The following is a 14181-nucleotide window of genomic DNA, read 5'->3' on the forward strand; positions in this document are numbered from 1 at the left end:
CTACCCTTTGCCAATTTTTGCCGCCTTGCCCTTGTCGACCCACCACAGCGCTTCGACCGGGAAGTCGAAATCGGGTTTCCGCTCGGGAAAACCGAACATGTCCCAATAGGCGCTTCGATGATTCGCCAGGAACCAACTTGGAATCCAATCCCTCCGTGCACGCAAGACCCGGTCGAGCGCGCGCATGGCAATTGTCAGGCTTTCGCGACCCTCGGCGGCACCTGCGGCGTCAACCAGGGCGTCGATGGCCGGGCTCGACGTTCCCGGCAGATTGCGAGAGCCCGATACGGTAGCTGCTCGCGAATGGAAAATGGTTTCGAGGTCGTCACGGGTTGGCGTCGCCGGAAACGAGGCCGCGACCGAGACGAGGTCGTAGTCGAACGAATTCTGCCGCAGCTGATATTGCGCGGCATCCACCAGCCGGATCGAGGCATCGATGCCGACCGCCTTCATGTTTTCGACCCAGGGCGAGTAGACCTGTTCGAAGACTTCGTCGTCGACAAGAAACTCTGCGGACAACCGACCACCCTTGTCGTTCACGACGAAATTGCCGGACCGTTTCCAGCCGGCCTCGGCCAGAAGCTTGGCCGCCTTGCCAAGCAACTGCCGGTCGCGGCCGGAGCCGTTCGACGCGTCCTGGATCACGGCTTCGCCAAAAGCCTCGGCGGGAATCTGCTCACGCAGCGGCTCAAGAAGAGCCAATTCTTGTGGCGACGGTCTGCCCTCGGCGCGAAATTCGGATTTCTCGAAGCAGGATTGCGAGCGCTCATAGGAACCGTAGAAGAAATTGCGCCGCGTCCATTCGAAGTCGAAGCAGAGCCCGATCGCCTGCCGCACGCGCGAGTCGCGAAACTGCTCGCGCCGCTGGTTGACGGCGGTGCCCTGCATCGAAGGCACCGTTTCGGCCGGGAATTCGTGCTTCACTACCTTGCCGGCAGTGAAGGCTGGGAAGTCGTAGCCGGTCGCCCAGACGCGCGAGGTGAATTCCTCCCTGTAGAGGATTTCTCCCTTCTTGAACGCTTCGAAGGCAACGCTACGGTCCTGATAGAACTCAACGCGGATCCGCTGAAAATTGTTCTGGCCGCGATTGACCGGCAGGTCGTTGCCCCAATAATCAGCCACACGCTCATATTCGATCCAGGCCCCGGCCGACCAGCGACCGACCTTGTAGGCGGCTGACCCCAACGGCGGGTTCATCTGCGAGGAATCGAACGGGTTGGCCGTGTAGAACGCCTTCGACAGGACCGGGAACTCGACGACGTTGAGGATGGTGCGGCTTGTCTGCTTGCCGGAAAACCTAAGCTGCAGCGTGTGGGCATCCACGGCAATCGCGTCATCCAGATGCGTTAGCGGCAGGGAATAGTACGGGTGCCCCTTGTCCTTGAGCAGCTTGAAGGTGAAGGCGCCATCCTCGGCCGTCAATGGCGTGCTGTCATGGAAGCGGGCCTGCGGGCGCAGCGAGAAGGTGAAGTCGTTGCGGTCGTCGGAAATCGTCACGCCGTCAGCGATCAGCCCGTAAACGGCGTCAGGTTCGTCGTACGCTCTCACCATCAGTGAATCGAAGCACATCTCCGTGCGCTGGGGCGAATCTCCTTTGGGGACGAACGAATTCAGCGTGTTGAAGGTCAGCGGCGTCTGGTTGGCAAGCCAGTTGCGCGGCAGGAAGTTGAAGACGCCACCTTGCGGCGCATCGACATTGACATAGTCGAAATGAGTGAAGTCCGGCTTGTATTTGAGGTCGCCGAAAGCCGACAGTCCATGCAGTTTCACGCCGGTTGGGCTGGCGGCGAAAGCCTTGCCCGGCAGCAGCGCAGCAACGGCCGCGGCGCCACTGAGGGCCAGGAAATCGCGGCGAGGGAGCCCCGCCATCAATTGCTGCCCTTGTACTTGGCGGCCAGGGCCTTTTCCTTGTCCGCATCGATCCACCAGGAATCGATATCGGCGCCACGGTAGCCGGGCTGCTTTTCCGGGATGCCGAACTTGTTCCAGTAAGCCAGCCACACAACGGCGCGATAGTATTGCGGCACCACATAGTAATTCCACAGCAGCACGCGATCGAGCGCATGGGTGGTGGCGACGAGGTCATCGCGATCCGTGGCAAAAATGATGCGGTCGACAAGGGCGTCAACGACCGGGTTCTTGATGCCGGAATAATTGCGCGATGCCGGTGTGTCGGCGGACTTGGAGCTCCAAAAATCGCGCTGCTCGTTGCCGGGCGATTCCGACTGTTGGAGCTGTCCTGTGATGACGTCGTAATCGAAATTTCTGACGCGGTTGGTGTACTGGCTCGGGTCGACGATGCGCAGTGTCGCATCGACGCCGATCTTGCGCAGATTGGCGATCCAGGGGCTGGAAATGACCTGGTCGGTTTCATTCGAGCCTAGGATTTCAAACTTGAATGGCTCGCCGGTCTTGGCGTTGACCATCTTGCCGCCCTTGATCACCCAGCCGGCCTGGGCGAACAGGTCGACCGCCTGCTTCAGATATTTGCGCTCCGCCTGCGGCGAATCGTAGACCGGCAGCTTGAATTCCTGCGTGAATACTTCCGGCGGCAGCTTGTCGCGGTACTTCTCCAGGATCTCCAGCTCCTTGCCTTGCGGCAGGCCGCTCGAGGCCAGTTCCGTGCCCTGGAAATAACTGTGGGTGCGGGTGTTGAAACCGAAGAACAGCGTGCGGTTCATCGATTCAAAATCGAAGGGATAGGTGAGCGCGGCCCTGACCAGACGATCGGCAAAGAGCTTGTGTCTCTGGTTGAGCATGAAAGCCTGCATCGGCTCGGGCGAGGTGGTCTTGAACTCCTGCTTGATCACATCGCCGGCCTTGATCGCCGCGAAATCATAAAATGTCGCCCAGCGCTTCGAGCTGTTTTCCGGCTTGATATCGTCGAGGCCACCTTTCTTGAACGCCTCCCAGGAGGCGTTGTCGTCAAGAATGTAGGTGAAGTGCTGCGTGTCGAAATTCTCCCGACCGATCTTCACAGCCAGCTTGGCGCCCCAATAGTCGGGGACGCGCTGCCAGACGATTTCCGACCCCGCCTTGAAGCTGGCGATCTTGTATGCAGCCGAGCCCAGCGGCGGCTCCAGCGTCCCCTTGGTGATGTCGCGCTTCTTGCCATTGGCGTCGGTGCCTTCCCACCAATGCTTGGGCAGCACGACAAGGTCGCCGAGGATCTTGGGCAGTTCGCGATTGCCCTTCTGGTCGAAGTGGAACTCGACCTCACGGTCCGAGACAGCGACGGCGTCGGTGACGTTTTCGAAATAGCGGCTGTACATCGGGCTGTTGGCCTTCAGCACCTGGAACGACCAGATCACGTCGTCGACTGTGATCGGCTGTCCGTCATGCCATTTCGCCCGCGGGTCGAGCCGGTAGGTGGCCGAGGAATAGTCGGTCGGGTACTTGTAGGCATCGGCGACGAGCGGGTGGCTGACGCTACCTTCGTCAGTCGCCTGGTCCATCAGCGTGTCGTAGAGCAGGCCGCCGCCAAATGGCTGCAGGCCGGCCGCCGGCGATCCCTGAACGATATAGGGATTGAAGCTGTCGAACGTGCCGGAAACGACCGAATTGTAGGTACCGCCCTTCGGTGCATCCGGATTCACATAATCGTAGCGCTGGAAGTTCTCGCCATATTTGGAGGGGCCGATCAGCGAAGAGGTGGTGTGCCATTCCTGGGGGAAGGATGCCTGCAGGCCGCCTGCGAGGGCGCCCACAACCAGAAAGGACCTCAGAAGCGTTCGGCCAACCGTCATGCGTTCTCCTCGTCGCGATGCCCGGCAATCCTAAATGATTTGACGCCGGTGAAAACCGCCATGCGGCGGCTTTGTCGCCGCATATGCGATTTTCCTAACAAAAAGCCGGGCTGAACCCGGCTTTTTTGAGGTCATGGAGATGACAATTCGGTTATTTGGCGGGCGCCGGTGCCGGCGTCGCAGGGGCTGGAGCTGCACCTTCAGCCGGCTTGGCCGGAGCGGCACCCTCGGCCGGCTTGGCCGGCGCCGTTGCATCGGCGGCGGCACCTGGCGTCGGCAGCGGCTTCGGGCTATCCGACAGCGTGCGCAGATAGGCAATGACGTTGGCGCGGTCCTCGTCCTTCGGCAGGCCGGCAAAGCCCATCGCCGTGCCCTTCACGAATTTCTTCGGCGAGGTGATGAAGTGGTTGAGATTGTCATAGGTCCACTTCTCGGCGCCGCCCTTGGAAAACTCCTTCATGCCGGCCGAATAGGCAAAGCCCTCATGCTCGGCGACGGGGCGGTCGACGATGTCCCAGAGATCCGGGCCGACCTTGTTGGGGCCGCCTTTTTCGCCGGAATGGCAGGCCTGGCATTTCTTAAAGACGGCCGCACCTTGCTCGACATTGGCGGTGGCCAAAAGGTCGGCGATCGGCTTCGCCTCTGCTGCGGGTCCGGCGGCGCCGCCTTCGGCAGGCTCCGTCGCCTCGATGGCAAAGCCGGGTTTTTCCGGCGCCGGCGAGGCAAACAGGGCGTCGGACACCAAACCGACCGAGAAGACGACGAAACAGGTTCCAAGCAACCCGGCGAGCAGTTTGTTGACTTCGTTGGAATCCATACGCCCCAGGGCTCCCTTTTCCGGCGGACCTCTCCGTCCACTCCGTCCGTCGGTATCGTGACCCACCCCGTCGAGCCGGTCAAATCGGGCGGAAACTAGGTCTTTTGCTTGGGCGTTGCAACACCTATAAGGGCGCTTCCAGTGAGACCTTTTGCCACTTTCCCCATCCTCTTTCGAACGCCTTGCAACCTCGATGTCCACGCTCATCCTGATCCCGGCCCGCATGGCCTCGACGCGCCTGCCGGGCAAGCCGCTGGCCGACATAGCCGGCGCGCCGATGATCGTCCATGTCGCCCGCCGCGCCGCTGAGGCTGGGCTTGGCCGGGTAGTGGTGGCAACCGACACGCGCAACGTGGCCGAAGCGGTGCGCGCGCACGGTTTCGAGGCGGTGATGACGCGCACCGACCACGAATCCGGTTCCGACCGTATCTTCGAGGCGCTGACCGCCCTCGACCCCGATCGCAAGGTCGAAACCATCGTCAATGTGCAGGGCGACCTGCCGACCATCGATCCCAAGATCATCGGTGCGGCGCTGAAACCGTTCGAGGACGCTGCGGTCGACATCGCCACGCTCGGCGTCGAGATCGTCCGCGACGAGGAAAAGGCCAACCCCAACGTCGTCAAGATCGTCGGTTCGCCGTTGTCGGCGACGCGGCTGAAGGCGCTCTATTTCACCCGCGCCACCGCGCCCTGGGGCGAGGGGCCGCTCTATCACCATGTCGGCCTCTACGCCTATCGGCGCTCAGCCCTCGAACGCTTCGTCGCGCTAAAACCTTCGCCGCTCGAACGGCGCGAGCGGCTGGAGCAGTTGCGGGCGGTGGAGGCCGGTATGCGCATCGATGCCGAGATCGTGCAATCGCTGCCGCTGGGCGTCGACACGCCGGAAGACCTCGAACGCGCCCGACAAATTCTTTCCTGAGACCTTCAACCTGAGATATCGGCATGCCTGACAAGACCAACAGAATAGCCTTCCAAGGCGAACCGGGCGCCAATTCCGACACCGCCAGCCGCAACATGTTCCCTTCGATGGAGCCGTTGCCGTGCCCCACCTTCGAGGATGCCTTCAACGCGGTCGAGACCAACAAGGCCGACCTCGCCATGATCCCGATCGAAAACACCATCGCCGGCCGCGTCGCCGACATTCATCATCTCTTGCCGGAATCGAAACTCCACATCGTCGGCGAGTATTTTCTGCCGATCCACTTCCAGCTGATGGTGCTGCCAGGCGTCAAACGCGAAGAGATCAAGACCGTGCACAGCCATATCCATGCGCTGGGACAGTGCCGCAAATACATCCGCAAGAACGGTTGGAAGCCGGTGATCGCCGGCGACACGGCGGGCTCTGCGAAGCTGGTCTCGGAGCTCAAGGACCGCACCATGGCCTCGCTCGCCCCGGCGCTAGCCGCAGAACTCTACGGCCTCGACATCATCGAGAAGAACGTCGAGGACACGGATTCGAATGTCACCCGCTTTGTCGTGCTGACCAAGGACAAGCGATTGGCCGAACGGCCCTCGGCCGACACCAAGATGATGACGACCTTCATGTTCCGTGTCCGCAACGTGCCGGCTGCGCTCTACAAGGCAATGGGCGGTTTCGCCACCAACGGCGTCAACATGACGAAGCTGGAGAGCTATCAGTTGGGCGCCTTCACCGCGACGCTGTTCTACGCCGATATCGAGGGCCATCCCGACGATCCACTGGTCAAGCTGGCGCTGGACGAACTGCGCTTCTTCTCGCGCGAAGTGCGCATTCTGGGTGTCTATCCCGCCAGCGAGTCGCGCGAGCAGTGGAAGGTCGCGGACTAAGGTTCCCCTAAACCAGCAGGGTCAGCGGCACATAGTCGATTTCCATGAAGGTTTCGACTTCCGGGATCCAGCGGTCGCGCACGAAGGCAACGTGGTCGGGATGCTCGTTATATCTGGTGTAGGCGGCCTGATCGACGAACTCCATCGAGAAGCCGAAGTGATAGTCGTTCTTCGGGCTGACTTGCCGCAGCGGCTCGAAATGGGTGACGCCCTTGATTGCGCTGAGAATGCGCTTGGCATCGGAGAGGAACCGCTTTTCCTCCAGCGAGTACTGCGGGTGCTTCAGGGTGAAAACCACGGTGTGACGGATCATTTTTTGCTCCCGTTAAGCAATCCAGGAAAAGTGTGAAGCGGTTTTCCGTCCGGAATTGCGTAAAATAACAAGTCTTATTCGCTGTCGACCCAGGCGCGGATCAGATGATGCGCGATCGCGCCTTTCGGCGGCGTGACCAGATTGTCCTTGTGCGTCCTCTCCAGCATGGAACGCACCTCGTCGCGAAAAAACCAGCGGCAATCTTCCAACTCGTTGAGATCGGCCTGGATGTCGTCACTGAGCGGTTCGCCGAAACAGCCGATCATCAGCGAATAGGGGAACGGCCAGGGTTGGCTGGCATGGTAGACAACGCGGCCGAGCCGGATGCCGGCTTCCTCCAGCGTTTCGCGGCGCACCGCCGCCTCGATCGTCTCGCCCGGCTCGATGAAGCCGGCAAGCGCCGAGTACATGCCGGGCCCGAAATGCCGGCCGCGGCCGAGCAGGCATTTTTCCCGCGTCGCCGTCAGCATAATCGCCACCGGATCGGTGCGTGGAAAGTGCTCGGTGCCGCAATTTGGGCAATGGCGCTTGTAGCCGCCGGCCCGCATTTGCGATTCATGGCCGCATTTGCTGCAGAAGCGATGGGTGGCATGCCAGGCAAGCAGGGCGGCGCCTTGCGCCAGCGCGCCCGCTGCCGCCTCGTCGATCAGCCCCTGCATATAGACCGAGCGATAATCGATCGCCTTCATGGTCTCCGGCAGCTGTTCGGGATCGAGGCCGACCGGCACGGCAAGTACCGGGCCGCTCTCGGCAAAGCCAAGCAGCACGCCTTGTGCGAGTGATGGCTGCAGCTTCTGGCTCTCAGCCAGATCGAACCAAGGGTCGAAGCTGCCATCGTGCAATTTCAGATACAGCCGTCCGCCATGCATCGGCAGAAGACGTGCCGAGGGATCGGCCAACGCCCTTTCGACGGAATCGTCGGCGCGGTTCTCGGATTGCCGATCAATCGTGTTTCCGGCGAAGCCGACGAACTGGCTCGGTTCGCGCAAGGGCGCGTCAAAAAGGCGAAGGGTCATGGAAGCTCGAACGTCTAGGGATGGACACAGGCGGCTTATAGCGCCGCCTTGATCTGTTGCGCAAACTGGCGGATGCCTGAACGCTCATAGGGCTCGCGCATGCCGTGCCCCCACACCGGCCCCGGCCAGCCCGGATCGCCTTCCGAGCGGGCGATGACGTGGACATGCAATTGCCGAACGATGTTGCCGAGCGCGCCGGTGTTGATCTTGGTGCAGCTCGTGGTTCTTTTCAGCGCCTGCGCCACCATGTTGGTTTCGAAGGTCAACATCGCCTGGTCGAGCGGCGTCATGTCGTGGATTTCTTCGGCCCCCGGCCGCTGCGGCACCAGGACCAGCCATGGCCAGCGGCTATCGTTCATCACCCTGAGCTCGCACAGGCCGAGCCACATCAGCTGCTCGCTATCCGCCTCCAGCCTGGAGTCGAGCGTGAATCCGGCCTTGAGGCCCGGTAGCATTGGCGTTTCCCTTGCGCTTCTCGCATTATTCCCAAACTCATCACGCTAGAGCGGCTGCACGGGGGCTGCAAGCGATTCATTGAGCGGCGGAGTTCACGGGCATCCGATTCTCAATGCACCCTTGCATTTGATCGCTGAATTGCCGATATGGAACGCGGGAGGTTGGTGGTGGACGATCCACTCGCCAACCGGGTCAGGTCCGGAAGGAAGCAGCCCTAACGAGCCCGGAACGGGTCATTGTTCCAGCCTCCCACCTCATCGGCCCCTCTCGCGACATTGACGACGCATTGCAGCGCGGGCGAGACTATTGGAGCAATTCCAGGGAAAGTGTGAGCGGTTTCCCGTCCGGAATTGCGTTAAAGCAAAGGGTAGAGCGGTTTGCCGTTTCAGAAAACGGTGAAACGATCTAGCAGGAATCGGCTACGCTGAGACGCGGCCTTTTGGAGCTTTACGGGCGAATGAGCGAAGCCGGAAATTCGGACCCCGAAAACCTGGAGAAGCAAAAGGCCGTCGCCTATCGCGTGCTGGCGCGCAAATATCGTCCGTCGAATTTCTCCGAACTGATCGGCCAGGAGCCGATGGTCCGCACTTTGACCAACGCTTTCTCCACAGGCCGCATCGCCCAGGCCTGGATGCTGACCGGCGTGCGCGGCGTCGGTAAGACCACGACGGCGCGCATCCTGGCGCGGGCGCTCAACTACAAGACGCCGACGGTCGACCATCCCTCGGTCGACCTCGCCCTCCTGGGCGAGCACTGCCAGGCGATCATGGAAGGCCGCCATGTCGACGTCATCGAGATGGACGCCGCGTCGCATACCGGCATCGACGACATCAGGGACATTATCGAGCGCGTGCGCTATGCCCCGGTGTCGGCGCGCTACAAAGTCTACATCATCGACGAAGTGCACATGCTCTCCACCCAGGCCTTCAACGGCCTGTTGAAGACGCTGGAAGAGCCGCCGCCGCACGTCAAATTCATCTTTGCCACCACCGAAATCCGCAAAGTGCCGATCACCGTGCTGTCGCGCTGCCAGCGTTTCGACCTGAGACGCATCGATGCTGGCGCACTGGTCGCGCACCTCTCCTCGATTGCCGGCAAGGAAGGCATATCGGTCGACGACGACGCGCTGGCGATGATCGCGCGCGCCGCCGAAGGCTCGGCCCGCGATTCGCTCTCCATCCTCGACCAGGCGATCGCCCATGGCGGCGGCGCCGTCAGCGCCGAAGCGGTGCGCGCCATGCTGGGTCTCGCCGACCGCGCCCGCATCGTCGACCTGTTCGAACATGTCATGAAGGGCGATGTGGCGGCCGCCCTTGCCGAATTCCGCAACCAGTACGACACCGGCGCCGATCCGGCTGCCGTGCTGACCGATCTGGCCGAATTCAACCACCTCGTCACCCGGCTGCGCTTCGTGCCGACGGCTGCCGACGACGCTTCCCTGTCCGAGGATGAGCGCCGCCGCGGCGCCGACTTCGCCAGCACGCTGTCGGTCAAGGTTCTGTCGCGGACCTGGCAGATGCTCTTGAAAGGCATTCCCGAGGTGCAGTCGTCCAACCGCCCGGTCAGCGCCGGCGAGATGGTGCTGATCCGCCTGGCGCATGCCGCCGACCTGCCGACGCTGGACGAGGCGCTGAAATCTCTAGAGAGCGGCGCTCCGGCGTCCGGTGGTGTGTCACGCCCGAATGGTGCGCCGGTAAATGCCGGCAATGGCGGCGGCGCCAGCGCGGTAGCGCAGACCCGGATGCCGTCCGGGCCAGCCGGTGCGCAAACCATGCGATTGGTCGACGCGCCCCCGGTCGCCTTTGTCGCGCCTCCGCAGCCGGTCGTCGAGCCGCAATCGCCGCCGCTGAAATCGCTGGCCGATATTGTCGCTCTTGCCGACGCGCAGCGTGACATCGCCTTCAAGGTGCTGGTCAAGAGCTGTATTCGCCTGGTGCGCATCGAGCCCGGCCGTATCGACGTCGGCCTGACCGCCGATGCGCCCAAGATGCTGCTCAACGACTTGACGACGAAGCTGCGCGCCTGGACCGGCCGCAACTGGCTGGTGTCGCTGTCGAAGGAAGAGGGCGGCCAAACGCTGGCCGAGATGGAATCGACCAGGCGCGAGACTGCTTTCTCCGACGCGAAAAGCGATCCGGCTGTGGCCGCCATCCTGGCGCGCTTTCCCGGCGCCAAGATTATCGACGTGCGCATTCCCGACGCGCCGGAAGTCGACACCGACAAGGCCGAAGCGCCGGTCGAGCCGCCATCCGACGACGACGAAACCTGACCATAGCCACGAATCCGCAAAGGACCCGACCATGAAAGATCTTCTCGGCCTGATGGGCAAGGCGAAGGAAATGCAGGCCAAGTTCCAGGCCATGCAGGACGAGATCGCGACGATTGAAGCAAGCGGGCAGGCGGGCGGCGGGCTGGTCAATGTCACGCTGACCGGCAAGTTCGAAATGAAGTCGCTGAAGATCGATCCGTCGCTGTTCAAGGAGGACGAGGTCGAGATTCTCGAAGACCTGCTGCTGGCCGCTCACAATGACGCCAAAAATAAGGTCGAGCAGATTATGCAGGAGAAGACCAAGGCGCTGACGGCAGGCTTGCCGATCCCGCCCGGAATGAAATTGCCGTTCTGAGCCGGCCCAACCAGTTAATTGATTATGAAGGGAAATCGGCTGCGGAGGCTGTTGTTAAGACTTTCTCGGGCTTTGCTCACGGACATATCCGGGCATTTATAAAGTTTTACCTATGCTGCACGAAAGCTAATCCTTTAGCCATCTTTTTGCCTTTAAGAGTCTCATTCTTGCCACATCTCGGGGCGAGCTGGCATCTGGACAATGAGGCATTTTTGTTGATCGCTACGCGATGGAAGACGCCGCTTCTGCTCGGCATTATCTTCTCTCCTGTGTTCCTGGCCGGTTGCAGCCAGACCACGTCTTCGCATGGCCTGTCGGTCGCCAGCCTGACCGACGCCATCACGCCCAGCTTCCTTTCGACGCGCGCCTACCGCAACACGCCGAAGGAGAAGGAATGCCTGGAGCGGGCGATGTTCTTCGAGTCCAACCGCTCGAGCCGTGACGGCATGATCGCCGTCGGCACGGTGGTGATGAACCGGCTGCGCTCCGGCAATCATGGCAGCACCATTTGCCAAGTGGTTGGCGAACCGGGCCAGTTCGCGCCCGGCGTGATGACGCGGGCGATGAATTCGAAAGCGATGCCCGATGTCGAGGAGGCCGCCGATGCGGTGCTCAAGGGCGAGCGCAAGGCCAAGCTGAAGAACACGATGTACTTCCACACCGCCGGACTGAGGTTCCCCTACAAGAACATGCATTACACCATGGTTGCCGGCGGCAACGCCTTCTACGAGAAGCGCGGTCGCAACTGGCAGCCGCTGCCGGATGAATCCACGACCATGGTTGCCTCGGCGCAGCCGCGCGCGCCTGTGCCTGAAGCGCCGTTGCAGGTTGCCTACGCCGAGCCGGTGGTGAAGACCATTGTCCGTCCAGATCCGGCCAAGCAGGCCGCGGCGGTTCGCGCAGCCAAGGCGACACGTGCCCCGGCCGAGCAGACCTATGTGACGGCTTCCGCGGCGCCCGCCAAGAGCGCCCGCGTCGCCGCCAAGCAGACGGAGGTGGCGATGCAGGAGCCGATGGCCGAGCCCGATGCCTCGCGTTTCGGCGGCACGCTGAACGCCCGCTACATCACCTCGGTTCCATCGGCAACGCAGGAAGCGTCGATGGGCTTCCAGTCGACGCCTGAGAACACCGACGCTATCGGCGCAATGATCGTCGATCAAACCCGGCCGCTCTCAGCCTACTGACGCCTAAAACAGTTTCCGAGCCCGCCATGGCAGCATGGCGGGCTCGGTGCGTATGCGCATGTTTCAAAGCGCGCGGAAAAATCCTAGATCAGTGCGATGTCGAAGCGAATCGCCGGTCCCGAGATCGAACGCCTGATCCAGCTCCTGGCCAAGGTCCCGGGGCTAGGGCCGCGTTCGGCCAGGCGTGCGGCACTGCACCTCATCAAGAAGAAGGAGCAGCTTTTGTCGCCGCTCGCCGCCGCCATGGCTGAAGCCGCCGACAAGGTGCGCATCTGCACGACCTGCGGCAATGTCGATACCTCCGACCCTTGCATGATCTGCACCGATCCGCGCCGCGATGCCTCGACGCTGATCGTCGTCGAGGATGTCTCCGACCTCTGGGCGCTGGAGCGGGCGGCGGCCATGAATGTGCGCTACCATGTGCTCGGCGGCACGCTGTCGCCGCTCGACGGCATCGGCCCCGACCAGCTCAATGTCCGCTCGCTGGTCGACCGCGTCGCCGGCGGCGAGGTGAAGGAGGTGATCCTCGCCGTCAACGCCACCGTCGAGGGCCAGACGACGGCGCATTATCTCACCGACCAGTTGTCGGGCTTCGAGGTCAAGGTGACACGACTTGCCCATGGCGTGCCGGTTGGCGGCGAGCTTGATTATCTGGATGAGGGTACGCTGGCAGCCGCGTTGCGATCGCGGACGGCGTTTTGACGCAATTGGCGGGGATGCTCCGGAGATGACAGCATTCCTTCGGGGCCCCCTCTGTCCTGCCGGACATCTCCCCCTCAAGGGGGGAGATCAGCAGCTTCTCGGGCGGCATTCTTCTTTCAACGCTGGTGGTTGGCGAAAACCGAAGCGACAGCCAATCTCCCCCCTTGAGGGGGAGATGTCCGGCAGGACAGAGGGGGGCGCGACAGAACGCGGATCTTTCGGATTGGCGCTCGTTGCGCTCCTCGCATCCCTTGTTGCCCTGCTTTTTGTAGCCCCCGCCTCCGCTGCCAAAATCGATGACCAGTTCCGCGCCTGGCTGCAAACCGATCTCTGGCCGCAAGCCCAGACCAAAGGCATCTCCAAATCCACTTTCGACGCCGCTTTCGACGGCGTGAAGCCGAACCTCAAATTGCCCGACCTCGTCCTGCCCGGCGAGAAACCCAAAACCCCGCAAAAACAGCATCAGGCCGAGTTCGGTTCGCCCGGCGCCTATTTCGCCGAAAAGACGGTGCGCGCCGTCACGTCAGGTGCGCGCACGCGCGAGGCGGCCAACGCCAAGACGCTGGCTGCGATCGAAAAGCGCTACGGTGTCCCGGGCGAGATACTGTTGGCGATCTGGGGCCGCGAGACCGGCTTCGGCGCGGCGAAAATGCCCTACGACGCCTTCGAGGTGCTCGGCACCAAGGCATTCATGTCGACCAAGAAGGACTTCTTCCGCACCGAGGTGCTGGCGGCGCTCGAGATCGTCGAGCATGGGTTGGCGCCGGTCGGCGCCATGAAATCGTCCTGGGCCGGCGCGCTCGGCCAGCCGCAATTCATGCCGACCTCGTTCCTGAAGCACGCCGTCGACTACGACGGTGATGGGCACCCGGACATCTGGAATTCGACGCCGGACGTGCTGGCCTCGATCGCCAACTTTCTCGTCCACTATGGCTGGGTGAAGGGGCGTGGCTGGGGTTTCGAGGTGACGGTTCCGGAAAGCGTTTCCTGCTCGCTCGAAGGTCCCGACCAGGGCAAGAAGATCTCAACCTGGGCGGCGATGGGAATCAGCCGCGTCGGCGGCAAAGCCTTTCCGGCCAACGAACTGAAGGCGGAAGGGTTCCTGTTGATGCCGGCCGGACGCAGCGGTCCGGCCTTCATCGCCACGCCGAATTTTTACGTGCTGAAGCAATACAACACCAGCGACCTCTACGCCCTGTTCATCGGCCATGGCGCTGACCGCATCGCCCATGGCGATGCTGATTTTGTCCGCAGCTGGGGTGCGGTCGGCGGCCTGCATCGTTCCGACATCGCCGCGCTGCAACGGGCGCTGGAGGCCAAGGGCTACGATGTCGGCAGCGCCGATGGTCTGCCCGGCTTCAAGACCCGCCGCTCGATCGGCTCCTGGCAGGAAAAGAACGGCCGCCCCGCCACCTGCTTCCCCGACGCCGATCTGGTTGCTGCCATCAAGTAACACCGAAAAGAGCAGATTTTTCCCCATCGGCGGCTGCAATTGGCTCGCCCATGCTTCGACGCGC

At 62.3% G+C, this 14181-nt stretch carries 13 protein-coding genes and 1 other RNA gene; 8 read left to right on the plus strand and 6 right to left on the minus strand.

The genetic code is table 11. The features are described 5' to 3' along the window. The 3 genes from NLY44_RS25980 to NLY44_RS25990 form a co-directional block, all read right to left on the minus strand. Positions 1 to 1869, minus strand: a complete 1869-nt coding sequence (locus NLY44_RS25980; RefSeq protein ID WP_023806304.1) for an extracellular solute-binding protein — start codon at positions 1867 to 1869, stop codon at positions 1 to 3. Continuing rightward, a complete protein-coding gene (locus NLY44_RS25985) occupies positions 1869 to 3746 on the minus strand; it encodes an extracellular solute-binding protein (protein ID WP_023669511.1) in 1878 nt (625 codons plus the stop codon). Before NLY44_RS25985 ends, NLY44_RS25980 begins: the two co-directional genes overlap by 1 nt. A gap of 151 nt (positions 3747 to 3897) precedes the next feature. Next, on the minus strand, positions 3898 to 4563 hold the full coding sequence (locus tag NLY44_RS25990; RefSeq protein WP_023669512.1) for a c-type cytochrome: 666 nt from the start codon (positions 4561 to 4563) through the stop codon (positions 3898 to 3900). A 193-nt stretch (positions 4564 to 4756) separates the two neighbouring features. On the opposite strand from NLY44_RS25990, the gene NLY44_RS25995 reads away from it, so the two are divergent. Together NLY44_RS25995 and NLY44_RS26000 are read left to right on the plus strand one after the other, a co-directional pair. Beyond that, positions 4757 to 5482, plus strand: a complete 726-nt coding sequence (locus tag NLY44_RS25995) for a 3-deoxy-manno-octulosonate cytidylyltransferase (protein ID WP_023669513.1) — start codon at positions 4757 to 4759, stop codon at positions 5480 to 5482. A gap of 23 nt (positions 5483 to 5505) precedes the next feature. After that, positions 5506 to 6369 carry a prephenate dehydratase gene (locus NLY44_RS26000; RefSeq protein WP_023682034.1) on the plus strand — a complete coding sequence of 288 codons (864 nt, stop codon included), beginning with the start codon at positions 5506 to 5508 and terminating at the stop codon, positions 6367 to 6369. Between the two features lie 7 nt (positions 6370 to 6376). On the opposite strand, the gene NLY44_RS26005 is transcribed toward NLY44_RS26000, so the two are convergent. The 3 genes from NLY44_RS26005 to NLY44_RS26015 all read right to left on the minus strand — a co-directional run bounded on the left by NLY44_RS26005 (position 6377) and on the right by NLY44_RS26015 (position 8153). After that, a complete protein-coding gene (locus NLY44_RS26005; protein WP_023669515.1) occupies positions 6377 to 6682 on the minus strand; it encodes a Dabb family protein in 306 nt (101 codons plus the stop codon). Between the two features lie 74 nt (positions 6683 to 6756). Continuing rightward, positions 6757 to 7698 carry an NAD(+) diphosphatase gene (gene nudC / locus NLY44_RS26010; protein WP_023751922.1) on the minus strand — a complete coding sequence of 314 codons (942 nt, stop codon included), beginning with the start codon at positions 7696 to 7698 and terminating at the stop codon, positions 6757 to 6759. A 35-nt stretch (positions 7699 to 7733) separates the two neighbouring features. Further along, the gene (locus NLY44_RS26015; protein WP_023669517.1) at positions 7734 to 8153 is read right to left on the minus strand and encodes an HIT domain-containing protein; all 420 of its coding nucleotides are present in this window, start codon (positions 8151 to 8153) and stop codon (positions 7734 to 7736) included. A gap of 157 nt (positions 8154 to 8310) precedes the next feature. On the opposite strand from NLY44_RS26015, the gene ffs reads away from it, so the two are divergent. The 6 genes from ffs to NLY44_RS26045 all read left to right on the plus strand — a co-directional run bounded on the left by ffs (position 8311) and on the right by NLY44_RS26045 (position 14117). Further along, positions 8311 to 8407, plus strand: an RNA gene (ffs, locus tag NLY44_RS26020) — signal recognition particle sRNA small type. A gap of 204 nt (positions 8408 to 8611) precedes the next feature. Beyond that, positions 8612 to 10423: a DNA polymerase III subunit gamma/tau gene (locus tag NLY44_RS26025; RefSeq protein WP_023669518.1), complete on the plus strand. Its 1812-nt coding sequence runs from the start codon at positions 8612 to 8614 to the stop codon at positions 10421 to 10423. Between the two features lie 31 nt (positions 10424 to 10454). Then, positions 10455 to 10778 (plus strand): YbaB/EbfC family nucleoid-associated protein, encoded by a 324-nt coding sequence (locus NLY44_RS26030; RefSeq protein WP_023669519.1) that lies wholly within the window; start codon positions 10455 to 10457, stop codon positions 10776 to 10778. Positions 10779 to 10993: 215 nt separating this feature from the next. Beyond that, positions 10994 to 11962 carry a cell wall hydrolase gene (locus tag NLY44_RS26035; RefSeq protein WP_023669520.1) on the plus strand — a complete coding sequence of 323 codons (969 nt, stop codon included), beginning with the start codon at positions 10994 to 10996 and terminating at the stop codon, positions 11960 to 11962. 96 nt (positions 11963 to 12058) lie between these two features. Then, complete coding sequence (gene recR / locus NLY44_RS26040) at positions 12059 to 12664, plus strand: recombination mediator RecR (protein WP_023669521.1); 606 nt, start codon at positions 12059 to 12061, stop codon at positions 12662 to 12664. Positions 12665 to 12839: 175 nt separating this feature from the next. Continuing rightward, positions 12840 to 14117: a lytic murein transglycosylase gene (locus tag NLY44_RS26045; RefSeq protein WP_023669522.1), complete on the plus strand. Its 1278-nt coding sequence runs from the start codon at positions 12840 to 12842 to the stop codon at positions 14115 to 14117. Positions 14118 to 14181: the final 64 nt, after the last annotated feature.

This window comes from Mesorhizobium sp. C089B (genome assembly GCF_030323125.1).
Taxonomy (GTDB): Bacteria; Pseudomonadota; Alphaproteobacteria; order Rhizobiales; family Rhizobiaceae; genus Mesorhizobium.

Bases quoted from the DNA above. Each gene is read 5' to 3' on its own strand.
- NLY44_RS26025 (WP_023669518.1), top strand. From the start codon at position 8,612: ATGAGCGAAGCCGGAAATTCGGACCCCGAAAACCTGGAGAAGCAAAAG.
- NLY44_RS26030 (WP_023669519.1), top strand. From the start codon at position 10,455: ATGAAAGATCTTCTCGGCCTGATGGGCAAGGCGAAGGAAATGCAGGCC.
- NLY44_RS25990 (WP_023669512.1), bottom strand. From the start codon at position 4,563: ATGGATTCCAACGAAGTCAACAAACTGCTCGCCGGGTTGCTTGGAACC.
- NLY44_RS26015 (WP_023669517.1), bottom strand. From the start codon at position 8,153: ATGCTACCGGGCCTCAAGGCCGGATTCACGCTCGACTCCAGGCTGGAG.
- NLY44_RS25985 (WP_023669511.1), bottom strand. From the start codon at position 3,746: ATGACGGTTGGCCGAACGCTTCTGAGGTCCTTTCTGGTTGTGGGCGCC.
- NLY44_RS26005 (WP_023669515.1), bottom strand. From the start codon at position 6,682: ATGATCCGTCACACCGTGGTTTTCACCCTGAAGCACCCGCAGTACTCG.
- NLY44_RS25980 (WP_023806304.1), bottom strand. From the start codon at position 1,869: ATGGCGGGGCTCCCTCGCCGCGATTTCCTGGCCCTCAGTGGCGCCGCG.
- NLY44_RS26045 (WP_023669522.1), top strand. From the start codon at position 12,840: ATGTCCGGCAGGACAGAGGGGGGCGCGACAGAACGCGGATCTTTCGGA.
- nudC (WP_023751922.1), bottom strand. From the start codon at position 7,698: ATGACCCTTCGCCTTTTTGACGCGCCCTTGCGCGAACCGAGCCAGTTC.
- NLY44_RS25995 (WP_023669513.1), top strand. From the start codon at position 4,757: ATGTCCACGCTCATCCTGATCCCGGCCCGCATGGCCTCGACGCGCCTG.
- NLY44_RS26000 (WP_023682034.1), top strand. From the start codon at position 5,506: ATGCCTGACAAGACCAACAGAATAGCCTTCCAAGGCGAACCGGGCGCC.
- recR (WP_023669521.1), top strand. From the start codon at position 12,059: ATGTCGAAGCGAATCGCCGGTCCCGAGATCGAACGCCTGATCCAGCTC.